We start from the raw sequence: 11571 nt of genomic DNA on the forward strand, positions 1-11571 counted from the left end.
CGACGCGCCGCCGCTACGCGGCGGATTCCGGCTTCGCCGGAATAACGGCGGAACTCCGTTCCGCCTACCGGACCACTCCGTGATCCGGCGGTCCGGCCTCCGGCCCGGACCTGTCCCGTACCGGCCTGCTCCGCAGTCCGGTACGGGACCTGGCACGCCCTCCGGGCGTGCCAGAAAAGCGGCAACAGCAGAAGGGGCAGCTCGGGTGGGGCGTGACGGAGCGTCATGTCCCCTTCGCCTGCTTCACTTTCGAGTTGGCGCCCTACTGTCTTGAGTGGGTGCGGGGACGCGGTGCTGATTCGATCAGTTCCGGTCACTTGTGACCAGCCTTGGTGCGTCACTTCCATGTCCGGCTTGGTTCTGGGATGATGACAGAATACCTCCCCTTCTCGGTGCGACCAGAATCGAACCACAAATACCCGGTATGGCGACCGCTTCAAATTCGGCATCTGGATCCATTCTGGATTGACTCCGTAGTGCCTCCCCAAATCCGACAAAGCGAGGTCTCGTGACTCACATGGAATTGCGGCCGCATCAGGCTGAGGCAGTCGACAACGTGGTTCGCATTCTTGGGACACCGCCCGGTGGCCGCATGCCGCCGGAAGGATTGAGGACGCAGGTAATCGCCGCTACTGGCTCCGGTAAGTCCCTCATCGGCGCAGAGTCGGCCCAACGTCTTTCTGCCCGTCGTGTGCTTGTTTTGGTGCCGACGTTGGATCTGCTGACGCAGATGGCCGGCGCCTGGCGCAGGGCGGGCCGGGGCGGGGCGATGGTCGGGGTGTGCTCGCTGCGGGCGGAGGAGAGTCAGGGTTTGCCGTGCACGACCGATCCTGACGGGCTCGTGTCGTGGATGGCGGGGCTGGAGACGGTGACCGTCTTCGCTACGTATGCCTCGGTCGGTCTCGGCATCCTGCAGCGTGCGCATGCCGCTGGGCTGGGTGTTTGGAGCCTGATGGTCGTAGATGAAGCCCACCGCACGAGTGGTGACGGCATGAAGCCGTGGGCAGCCGTGCACGACCAGACGAAGATCCCCGCGGAGCGCCGGCTATACATGACGGCCACCGCGCGGGTGTGGGAGGCGGAGGGTGAACGCCCGCGTCTGGTGGCGTCGATGGAAGACGGCAGTCCGGTGTTCGGGCCGGTGGCGTACAAGTTGACGTTGTCGGAGGCGATCGGCCGGGGCATCGTGGCGCCGTATCAGGTGCTGTGTCTCGACATCCGTGACCCTGACCTGTATGCCGCGTTGACCACCGAGGCCACCGGGTCCGATGCCGTGCGTGGTGCGCGGCTGGCGGCGGTGCAGGCGGGGTTGATGCGGGCCGCGGTGTCGGAGCGGTTTCGGCGCGTGCTGTCGTTCCACAGTCGGGTGCAGGAGGCGGAGGCCATGGCGGCCTCGGTGCCCGTGACCGCTGCCCGGTTGGCCGGGAGTGATCCGGACCGGTATCCGCCGGTGGAGCAGGTGTGGGCGGACTGGCTGTATGGCGAGCACGCCCCGGGACACCGCCGGAACGTGCTCGATGAATTCGCCTCGGACTTCCTGGGAGGGCCCGAGTATTCCGGCCGAAATGTGCGCGCAGAACTGCGTGTATTGAGTTCCGTTCGGGTTCTCGGTGAAGGCGTGGATACCGCAGAATGTGACGCAGTGCTTTTCTCGGATGCGCGCGGCAGCATGGTAGATATTGTGCAGATGGTAGGGCGTGCACTTCGGTTGAATCCTTTGCACGGAAAACTCGCCACGCTGATCGTTCCCGTGTTCCTCGGGCCCGACGAAGATCCGAACGAGATGCTCACCTCTGACGCGTACGGCATTCTCAGTAAGATCTTGTCCGCGTTGCGATCTCACGATGCTGACGTCGTGGAAGCCCTCGCGGACCCCCGGCTGCGCAACAGCCGCCCGGCTCCCGACGCGGACGACACGGAGGCCCTGGAGGGCGACGGCGAGGACGGCCAGGACGACGACAGCGAGGGCCAGGTGCCGGTGTCGGAGCAGGCTGCCGGGGTGCTGCGGTTCAGTGGGGAGCGCGACCCGGCGGTGTTGGCGCAGTTCGTGCAGCTGCGCGTCATCGACCCCGAGGGGGCGTACTGGCGGCGCGGCATCGAGGCGGCCACGCGGTGGCTGCGCGAGACCGGTGCGAAGGAGCTGCGGGTGCCGTTCACGTACGTCACGCCGGAGGACTGGTCGGGTGTGGGCGGGCATCCCCTGGGTGTGTGGGTGGCGGATCAGCGCCGCTACTACGCCGCGGGCACGCTGGAGGCCTCGCGCGTGAAGGAGCTGGAGAAGCTGGGCATGGTGTGGTCCGTGCACGCGTCCGCGTGGGAGGCCGGCCTCGACGTCGCCCGCGCCTACGCCGCCGTCCACGGCCACTGCCTGCCGCCGGCCACAGCCGTTGTCGACGGGTTCCCCCTGGGGGTCTTCCTGAAGAACGCTCGTCAGGCAGCCAGGAAGGCCCGTGAGAACGCCGTACGTCGCGCGAACGGGGAAACGGGCGTCTCGTACGCCGGGGAGCTCTCCCCCGAGCGCAGGGAGGCGCTGGAGGAGATCGATCCCGGGTGGGCGCCGGAGTGGGACATCTCCTGGCAGCGCCAATACCGGTTGCTCCTGGCCCACGTGAAGGCCGGCGGCGCCCTCCCGGCCAAGCTGAGCGAGGTGATCGTGCAGGGCGAGGACCTCGGCGCCTGGATCGCAGCACAGCGCACCGCGTGGCCCGGGCTGGTCCCGGCACAGCAGTACCTTCTGGCGACGGTCGGGGCCGACCCGGACGAGGGCGGGCCGGTGCGGCCGGTCGTGCGGTCGCAGGACGACCGGTGGGAGACCAACCTCGCCGCCGCCCGGCAGTTCCACGCCCGCGAAGGCCACTTGCAGGTACCGCGTAAGCATGTCGAGACCGTCAGCGACGGCGACGGTGCGGGCGGGGAGGGCGGCCGGGCGGTCGTGAAGCTGGGGGCGTGGCTCGATAACACGAGGCGCAGGGCCGCCAAGCTGAGCCCGGTACGACGTACTGCTCTGGGTGAGTTGGGCATGCGATGGTAGGTGCGGGTAAGCGTCGTTGAGGCGTGCGTCGGCCGCATGCCCGCACGGCCGACTCGCTGTGTGTGCGCGGCTGTTGGGGTCGTTGCCGTGCGACTAATCGCCAGGGTTCGCCAGGGTGCGCCTGATGGTGTGCCACTGGGTGATGAGGCCACTCTGAGACTGCTCACCTTTGTACCGGACCTGCCTGTCCCAGCAACCGGGCTGGGCACGCCCAGGATCTGGGCTCTTCGGTAAGGAGGTGGGCATGCGAAAGCGGAAGAAGGGTGACCGCCGCATGCAGCGGCGGGACCCGGCCAGCCGGGCGCAGGTGATTGTAGCTGCGCTCACGGCGGTCACCGCGATCGCAGGATGTGCGGCTCAGTTCGCACGCTGAGGCGTTGAGGCGAAGACACAGCCGGACGGCCACGGTGGGGCTCGCGTAGGCGGGCCCGACCGGCAGATGATCGGCCGGACCCGCCTCGACGCTCCGCTCATCCGGCCCGGGCTCTGGAGGCCACCAGAGCCCGGGCACCGCGGACTATGCGGCTCCTGCATCAACAGGAGGTCTACGTGGACACGATCCAGTATTGCCCCCTGATCGGCGATCCCGACACCCTGGCGAGCAGGAGCGAAAACGTGGCGAACAAGGGTGGCGCGCGCACAAGACTTGATCTTGAAACTGGCAGGCGATCCCTCAGCGGTGTCCCGGCAGCAGGTGGGCGTCGAGCGCGCGAGAAGGCCGCATCCGCGCCAGCGGCATCCTGCCCGCCAGGGTGGGTGAACTGATCGTCCAGGGCAAGGATCTCGGAGGCGCCTGGACCGCCGCGCAGCGCGCCGGCTGGGAGAGGCTGGTGCCGGCACAGCAGTGTCTGCTGGAGAGCGTCGGCGTCGACCCGGACGCAGGTGTGCCGGTGCGGCCAGTGGTGCGCTCACAGACCGACCGATGGGAAACCAACCTCGGCGCAGCCCGCCAGTTCCACACCCGCGAAGGCCACCTGCGGCCCGCTCGGAAGCAGGTTGAGACCGTCAGCGACGGTGTGGGCGGGGAGGGCGGCCAGACGGTCGTGAAGCTGGGGGCCGTGGCTCGACAACACCCGGCGCAGGAACGCCAAGCTGAGCGAGGACCGGCGCGAGGTCCTCGATGCCCTCGGCATGCGGTGGTGAGTGTGACCTCGCCGGGGCTATCGGCGTCGGCCGGACTGCTGTCACGGTCGTCCAGGAGCACGACGGTCATGCTGTGCTCGGGTAGTAGCGCACGGACCAGCCCAGGTCGGTGCGCAGAGGGTCGGCTGTGAAGGCCAGCCAGCCGCCGTTGCGGTCGCGATCGCAGCTGCCGTACAAGATAGGTGTCACCTTCCAGCAACCGTCGGCTACCGCAGGACTCGGACGCGACGCGGTCGCTGAACAGCACGACTCAACACCGGGCCCCGTGGTGTGTCCGGCGGCGTCACGGAATGTGAGGGGCTGCGCCGACTGTGGCACAACCTCTTGGTCATGTCCTCCAGGAGCCCTGGGGGTTGCGTTCGGGCATGTGGCTGGGGTGGGCCAGTCGGCCGTTCGCCGCCTGGGCGAGCCAGGCGGCCCACCGTTCGATGAATTCGTCCAGATCGCCGAGAGCGAGGGGGGTGAAGGGCCAGGCCACTTGATGCATACCCATGGTCGGGCTGATGGCGGTTCGTGATTCGTGGTGGGGGTTGAGCGCGTAGGGGTCCGTGGTGCCCGTGACGGGGCGGAATGGGGTGCTCATGAAGGCGGTCTCGAACCACTGGTACTGGCCTTCTGTCTTCGCGTCGGCGTACCAGAGGGAGTGGCTGCGTCCCCCGTACCCGTGGTGGTTGGCGGGGACTTGCAGGGAGAGGGTCGCGGACGCGATGACGTCGAAGGGTGCTGGCGTCGAGGGGGTGCTCCAGACCTCGGTGTTCTCCTTCGGTCCGGACAGCGTCAGTTGGGCGTCGTTGATCCGGACGGTCCAGCCGCCCAGGTTTCCCTTTCGGACCTCCGCGCTGGGGGCGGCATTCGTGAGGGCTGTGAGGAGGGCGTCGGCGATGAAGGAGTGGGAGGTCGTGGCGGCCTCGAGCAGGGCCTTGCGGCGGTCAGCCTCGGTGGCGTGCGCCGAAGCTAGGCGGTCGGCTTCGGCTTGGCGCGCGACCGCGGCCTGGTTGGCCTGTGCGAGCGCGGCCAGCCCACCAGAGAGCGGAACTGCGGGGATCTGCCCCAGCCGGGCGAGCACGTTGCCAGCCGCCGGGCGGCCCTGCGGGGCCCGGAAGAGGCACTCGGTGATCAGCGCCGCCAGGAGAGGTGGAGCGGTGGTGAGGGGCGGTACGGTTCCGTGCAGGTGCTGATCTTGGTAGTCGTGCTCGTACGGTCCCGTGAAGGGCGGGGCGCCCTCCAGGAGTTCGTACGCCAACACGCCCAGCGCGTAGATGTCGCTGGCGCTGGTGGCGCGCTGGTTGTTCCAGCGCTCAGGGGCCATGTACGCGAAGGTGCCCGTGAATTTGAAGGTGTGGTTCGCGGTAGTGGCTTCGGCGTAGCGGGCGATCCCAAAGTCGGCCAGACACCAGCGGCCCCCGAGGAGCAGGATGTTCTCCGGCTTGAGATCCCGGTGGACGATCTCGCGATCCTTGAGGTCAGCGAGAGTTTCCGCGACGTCGATCAGGACGGCGACCGCCTCGTCGAGGGGCAGCCGGCCGTGCTCCTCAAGGTGATCACGGAGGGACTTCTCGGCGCGGGGCATCACCAGCACCCACTGGTCTTCGTGCTCGCCGCTGTCGATGACCGGCACCACATTGCGGACGCCGTCCAGGTCGGTAAACAGCATCTCCCGCTCGGTGCCCGGAGCCTTGGGCACGAGCTTCACCGCCGCCTTCTCACCGGCGGTGTCCTCTGCCTCGAAGACGGCGCCGAAGCCGCCGCCCCCAATGCGGGCGCCGACGGCCCACTCCTTGTTCAGTGCCAGTCTCATGGTGCGCGTTGTCTCCGTCGTCAACTGCTGTCCCGTGGGGGCGATTTCGCCCGTCTTCTATCGTCTCAGGCCCCACTGACATCAGTGGGGCCACAGAAGCACGGGCGAGATGCCACTCGCGCTCACACGCGGGTGGCCTCGGTTCCAGGTGTCGAGCTGGGGCGTCCCCGCAAGGTGAGCCGGACCCGTAGCTAGGTTCGGTGGCCCGGAGGCTGAGGACAGCCCTGCATGTTCTCCTCTGCGGTCCAGCACCGGGCGTGGTGCGCGCCGCTGACGGGCCAGATCGTGGCCGCCGGCTGTTGCCCTCCGCGGGGTGTTCTTAGCGGAGGCGGGGGCTGGGGCGGACGGAGCTTGAGGTGCTCGGCGAAGTCCCTCAAGGAAGGCAGGCCGCGGGCGCCGAGAGGGTCGGCGAACAGGGGGCTGCTGCGCTCCGCGGTGGCGAGGAGATGGGTGAACGCCGCGGCACGCAGGAGGGGTTGAGCCCAGACGGGCACGGGATAGGTGGTGCAGCCTTGGCGCACGTTGTGGCGGTCGTGGAGGGTCAGGGTCGTGCCGTCGAGGGCAAGGTCCAGGACGCGGGCGGTGTCCAGCTGGCTCGTGGAGGCCGCGGTGACGACGGCTGCTGCCAGGTGAGCGGCGAGGTGGGGGTGGGCGGCGCGGCTCAGGCGGTGCGCGACCCGGGTGGCGATACGGATGGGCAGCGCCGGAGGGCGGAAGCCGCGCTCGGCCGCAGTCGGCGCGGTGCACGCGCAGGCGGGGCTGGATTCATACGAGGTCAGCGTGGTCAGGGCCGGCAGGCTGATCCACTCTGCGGTGTCCGCAGCGGCCTGCCGTGACCGCGGCACGTGCGGTGGGTCCTGGTCGTGGTGGCTCAGGACGGCGTCCGCGTCGGCCATGTCGTAGCCGGTGCGTGCCAGGGCCTGTTCAAGGACGGCGGAAAGCTGGGGCTGGTGGCAGACCAGGTAGAGGCGCACGCCGGTACGGACGCGCAGGGCGAGCAGGTCGTTAAGGCCGCGGGCGGGCAGGAGGTGGGCGCGCAGCACGGTCAGGCGGGTGACAGGGAGCGCCAGGAGCCAGGCCGCCGCGAGGGTCCAGACGGGGGCGGGGTCGGTGGCGCGGTAGCCGGTGACGGGTGTGGTCTTGCCGAGGGCGTCGAGGAGGTTGTGGGCGAGAGCGAGCGTGGAATCGGTGCCGGGGGTGGGGTGGATGGTGACGCGGCCGGTTGCCGGATGGTGCATGGCCAGGGCGGCGCGGGTGTGGACGACGTCGTCGCCGGGGTCGAAAACCACCACCGGGGGTGGTGGGTGGGGGCAGGTGAGCACGGTCAGGCGCTCCGGCGGGTGCGGAGTTTGCCGCAGGCCCAGCGCGGCAGGTCCTCGCCGATGCCGGGGCGGCCGCTCTTCGCCCGGGCGCGGAAGTTTCCGTGGGCGGCTTCCTGGCCGCACACGGCGATCAGGTCCGGGGCGATGTCGTTGAACATGGGGTGCAAGGCATCGCCTCCAAGACTCGTCGAGGGCCGCGGGGAGCATCGGGCCGAACTCGAGTGGTGCGCCGGCGGGACGGCCCGGCAGCCCCAGCGTGTGGAACAGCTCATGGCGCAGGTCCCGGGTGGAGGGGCGGGCAGGGAAGAGGGTTGCGTGGCGGTCATGCGAGGCGGCTGAAGGCCCAGCGCAGCAGCTCCCGGTCCGCCCGTGGACGGCCGGTGCGGGCGAGTGCGGTACGGGTGTGGGCGGTCAACTGGGCCCAGGCCCGAAAGTTGCCATGCGCTGCGTGCTGGTCGGCGAAGGTGATGTCGTCGGGGTCGGTGTCGGCCCAGATCGGATGGAACAGGGGAATGGCCTCGAGGACCTCGCCGGGGGCAAGGCGAGTGAAGTGCTGCCAGATGAAGACTCGGGAGGAGAGCATCGGTTCGCGGCGCAGCACGGTGTGGCAGCCCTCCCCGCCGACAAAGATGATCGCGAGCTGGGTTGAGGGTTCGTCCCACAGATAGCGGAAGTATTCGAACGCCTCCCCGTTGAGCCATTGGGCCTCGTCCACGAGGAAGGTGCGGGGGCGTTCGGCCAGGGCAGTTTTCAGCAGGCGGTCGAACTCGCTGGGGTGGCGCGGTGGTTCACCGGCCAGGTCGAGGGCAGTGAACAGCTCGTAGCGCACGGCCCGGGCGGTGGGGCGGGCGCGGAAGGTGACCCGTCGGACGTCCTCGCCCGGTTCGAGTTCGCGCAGGCAGGTGTTGACCGCGAGCGTCTTGCCGTGGCCGGCGCCGCCGTGGATGCACATCATGGCGCGTGCGGCGACGGTGTCGGTGATGTTCTCCCGCGCGGTGAGCAGGGCCCGGGTGGTGACGACGGCTGCGTCGGGCAGGTCGACGTACTGGTAGGTGGCCGCGGTCATCAGGCGTCTCCTGCGGGTCGGGAGTCGGGTTCCGGCACAACGTCCGCCGGCGGGTCGGCTGGAGCGGGGGCGGGCGGGGGCGGCGCTGTGCCGGCCGCGAGGGCGGGCGGGGTGCGCCAGTGCGCCGGAGGCGGGGCGGGCGGGATCAGGTCGGGCAGTGCCAGCCGTGCGACGTCGGTGTAGTCGGCGGCGGCGAGTTCACGCTCGGCCTGGGCGGACGTGACGGCTCCCAGCCGCTGGGCGGGCTCCGCGCTGGTGGTGGGGGCGAATCGCTGGCGGCGCAGGCGTTCGGCGGCCTTCGCGTCGGAGCGCAGGCGCCGGGCGCGCTCCGCGCGTGCCTCGCGTAGCGCCTGCAGCTGCTCGGGGGTGGCCGCGTCCGCGAGGTGCGCCGGGCCGAGGTGGCGGCCCCGGGCGTCGCAGACCTCGATCTCGTGGTCGTGGTGGGGCATGTAGCGCACGCGGACCTGGCGGCCGGCCTGGCCGGTCATCCACGCGGCGGTGTAGGTGCGGCCGCGCCAGCTCACGCCGTGGCTGGTCAGCTTCCTCGGCCGGCCGTCGTCCTCGAGGGTGAAGGCCCACAGGTCGGCGGCGGGGATGTCGGTGACAGGGGTCGGATCGGCCTGCCACGCCTCCAGTGGCGTACGGCCCGACAGAGCTTTCGGGCGGTGCGCGGTGTTCCACCAGTTCGTCCACTCCAGGACCTCCGTAGTGAAGTCCTGGAACGACAGGGCGGACACCGCCCCCGCGGTACGTCCGCGCCGTTCCGAGCGGGGCCCGGTGGGCCCGGCGGTGTAGCCGGGCAGGGCGGCGAACAGCATCCGGTCCGCAGCGCGGTTGAGGCTCTCCACCGTGCCCTTCAGATGCGGGCTGTAGGCGGGCAGGTCCTTGACCGTCACGCCCATCGCGCCGAGCGCGGTGGTGACGGCGGCCGACAGGAAGTCCTTGCCCCGGTCCATCCTCACCAGCTCCGGCACTCCCCCGGCCGGGCCGTAGGGCTCGTCCCGCACCACTGCGGCGCGCAAGGCGGCCAGTACCGACGCGCGGGAGGGATGGCCCGGGGTGACAGCGGTACCGGTGATGACCTTGGTGGCGGTGTCGATGAACCAGGTGATCCACGGGCGCACCAGGTCGCCGTCGGCGTCGACCAGCAGCGGGGCCTGGACGTGGTCGGTCTCCCAGGCGTGGTTGCGCCAAGACGCCGGCCGCTTGCCGAACACGTCATGGGCGCGTGCCGCCTCCGGTCCGATGGCGAGACCGGCACGCTCCCCCGCCGTCAGATCACGGCGCAGCGCGCGCAGGAACGTCGACAGGGACGGGACCGGAACCAGCAGCGGCACCTGCGACAGGGCTGCCCCGCCCGGAACAGCCACCAGGCCGGGCGGGACGGGCCCGGCAGCGCCGGACGTTTGCGCGCGTACGCCCCCGGCCTCGGCCGCGGCGCGCTCCATGAGCTGGCGGTGGACTGCGGAGGCGTTGCCGTGCCAGTACGCCAGCAGCACCCGGATCTCCGCGGTGATCTCGAACCTGCTCGTGTGGCGGGCTCCGGGGTGCGCAGCCGCCACCGGGCTCCGGGGTGCGCAGCCGCCACCGGGCTCCGGGACGCCTCGGCCAGCCACCGCCACACCGTGCGCTCCGATGCCCCCAGGCACTCCCCCGCCAGCCGCACGTGCTGCCGCGAAAGACCACCCCGGGCCCGCAGCGCCAGCAGGCGACGCACCGCAGGCGCCCGCAGCGCAACCAGCGACTGCTTCCCGAGCACATCCGCCGGATCCCCCGGCGGCGGCAGCCGCTGCCCTCCCGCGTCCACACCGTGGCCGCCGCTGGTGCCCTGCGGTCCGCTGTCCGTCATCGCGCTGTCCCTCCTCGCCGAACGGGGTGAGGTTCTCTGCCGTCGGAACCGGTGTGCTCCGGGCACGTGAGAGGGGCCGTCATGGGTACGGGCCGAGCCGGGCGCAGGCCTGGTCGATCGCGTCCCGATCCACACCCGCGCCGGGGTCGCGACCCCGGGCGGCGCAGACATGCGAGGTGATCTTCGCCCAGGTACGGAAGTTGCCGCGGGCGGTCTGCTGATCCGCCCGCACCAGGTCGGCCGGATCAGCGCCCTCCCACACCGGGTGGAACAGACCCAGCGTCCGCGGCACGTCCTCCGTGTCGAGGCGGCTAACCTGGTGCCAGGTCAGGACCCGGGAACGCATCGCCGCGGCCCGGGCCAGCGCCCGCTCGCTGCCCGCCCCGCACAGCACCAGGGCAGCCGCACAGCCCGGCGAGTCCCACAGCTGCCGCAGGTAGTCCAGCACCGGCGGCGACAGACGCTGCGCGTCGTCGAGGAACAGCACACCCGGCTCGGCCAGCGCCTCCGCCAGCGCCTGGTCAACCGGTCCGGCACGGTGGGTCAGCGACCCCGACGGCAGCCCCAGTGCCTCACACAACGCGGCCCGCACCTGCGGCAGCCCGGGCCCGACCCCCACCACCGCCCGCCACACCGGCACCCGGGCAGGCAGCAGGTGCAGAGCCTGCTCGACCGCGACCGTCTTCCCCAGCCCCGTGTCCCCGTACACGCAGCCGATCCCCCGCGCGGCGACCGTATGCCCCACCGCCTCCACCACCCCGGCCACCTGCCGCGTCGACACCAGCCGCGCCCCCGGCGCGTACAGACGCACCCCGCCCGACACCCGGGCCCGCGCAGCAGCCCTCACCGCACCGGACCGTTCCTCACCACCCGTACGGGACGGCTCGGCGTCCGGGCCGTCCACAACCGGCGGACCGTCCGCACCTTCTGCGAAGCCGAGTTCGGCCAGCGCCCGGTCGTACCGGCTCGGCTCCACCCGGCCCGACGCCGCGCGGGCGACCTGAAGCACCCGGCCCCCACGCAACTCGTCCTTGATCGCACGGTGCAGCGTCGCCAACGACGGCACCAGCTCCGCGCCCCACCGCTCCAGCACGCCCTCGTCCTGCGCCCGGAGCATCCTGCGGCGCAGCTCGGCGACGTTCCCGCCAGCCTGCGTGAGCACCTCCCACAACGGGTCGCCCACCGTGAACCCGCCCTGCCGCGGCCGCGCCTCCACCCGCCCCTCGCGCCCCTGCTGCACCCACCGCCACACCGTCCGCTCCGACACCCCCGCCAAACCGGCCGCGATCCGCACATGCAGCGCCGACAGACCGCCCTCACCCCGGTCCACCGCCAAGAGCCGCCGCACCACCACCGCCCGCT

General features: G+C 71.0%; 8 protein-coding genes. 1 reads left to right on the forward strand and 7 read right to left on the reverse strand.

What is annotated here, in order from left to right:
• Positions 1-517 precede the first annotated feature (517 nt).
• Entirely contained in the window at positions 518-3031 is a 2514-nt protein-coding gene (locus tag OG303_RS00005) for a Helicase associated domain protein (RefSeq protein WP_405863427.1), read from the forward strand.
• Positions 3032-4240: 1209 nt separating this feature from the next.
• Here OG303_RS00005 and OG303_RS00010 read toward each other — a convergent pair.
• From OG303_RS00010 to OG303_RS00040, 7 genes are all read right to left on the reverse strand, one after another.
• Entirely contained in the window at positions 4241-4363 is a 123-nt protein-coding gene (locus OG303_RS00010) for a hypothetical protein (protein WP_405863429.1), read from the reverse strand.
• A 139-nt stretch (positions 4364-4502) separates the two neighbouring features.
• Complete coding sequence (locus tag OG303_RS00015) at positions 4503-5972, reverse strand: protein kinase domain-containing protein (RefSeq protein ID WP_405863431.1); 1470 nt, start codon at positions 5970-5972, stop codon at positions 4503-4505.
• A 191-nt stretch (positions 5973-6163) separates the two neighbouring features.
• Positions 6164-7264: a hypothetical protein gene (locus OG303_RS00020; protein ID WP_405863433.1), complete on the reverse strand. Its 1101-nt coding sequence runs from the start codon at positions 7262-7264 to the stop codon at positions 6164-6166.
• A 32-nt stretch (positions 7265-7296) separates the two neighbouring features.
• Positions 7297-7452 (reverse strand): hypothetical protein, encoded by a 156-nt coding sequence (locus tag OG303_RS00025; RefSeq protein WP_405863435.1) that lies wholly within the window; start codon positions 7450-7452, stop codon positions 7297-7299.
• Positions 7453-7616: 164 nt separating this feature from the next.
• Positions 7617-8360: an AAA family ATPase gene (locus OG303_RS00030; RefSeq protein WP_405863437.1), complete on the reverse strand. Its 744-nt coding sequence runs from the start codon at positions 8358-8360 to the stop codon at positions 7617-7619.
• Entirely contained in the window at positions 8360-9922 is a 1563-nt protein-coding gene (locus OG303_RS00035) for a Mu transposase C-terminal domain-containing protein (protein ID WP_405863439.1), read from the reverse strand. Before OG303_RS00035 ends, OG303_RS00030 begins: the two co-directional genes overlap by 1 nt.
• A 366-nt stretch (positions 9923-10288) precedes the next feature.
• Entirely contained in the window at positions 10289-11563 is a 1275-nt protein-coding gene (locus OG303_RS00040) for an AAA family ATPase (RefSeq protein WP_405863441.1), read from the reverse strand.
• Positions 11564-11571 lie beyond the last annotated feature (8 nt).

Source organism: Streptomyces sp. NBC_00005 (assembly GCF_045160215.1).
Taxonomy (GTDB): domain Bacteria; phylum Actinomycetota; class Actinomycetes; order Streptomycetales; family Streptomycetaceae; genus Streptomyces.